This is a genomic window from Pseudomonas sp. I2, from assembly GCF_040984075.1.
In the GTDB taxonomy this organism is placed as follows: Bacteria; Pseudomonadota; Gammaproteobacteria; order Pseudomonadales; family Pseudomonadaceae; genus Aquipseudomonas; species Aquipseudomonas guariconensis_B.
Genome location: NZ_JBCGFQ010000206.1, coordinates 1 through 405 on the forward strand (window position 1 = coordinate 1; position 405 = coordinate 405).

The 405-nt window shown below is 55.6% G+C and carries 1 protein-coding gene; it reads right to left on the reverse strand.

What is annotated here, in order from left to right; genetic code table 11:
- Positions 1-107: 107 nt before the first annotated feature.
- On the reverse strand, positions 108-405 hold a 298-nt coding region (locus WCE05_RS26280), incomplete at its 5' end, for a hypothetical protein (RefSeq protein ID WP_368816878.1).

Genomic DNA, 405 nt, shown 5'->3' on the forward strand with positions numbered 1-405 from the left:
TCCTACCTCAGCGTGGGGGACCGGTTTCTGTAACAAGATAGTTCAATGTGGCGCGCGGGCAACTTGGCGGCAGATGTGATAATGCCGTCATGAACTTTTCCGCTCACTCATGTCCGGAAGCTGACCCGGACCTGGCGCCCACCGGCGAGGCGCCCGAAAACCTGCCTTGCGCCTCGGAATGCGCAGGCAAGGCCGTGTCGCTGCCGCACGACCTGCCCGTCTTCCTGGTGTTTATGTTTGGGGCGTGCAAGTAGATCTTCTGGTTTGGAGTGGTGGGTTGCGTGGTGAGGGTGATTGTCTAGATGTAGCATTTGCTGGATGAGAGGTTCGTGGTACTGTTGTCGTTTCTGATCGATGTTGAGCTTTTGGAGGTATTTGGTGTAATGGTCTATGAGCGTTAGGAAG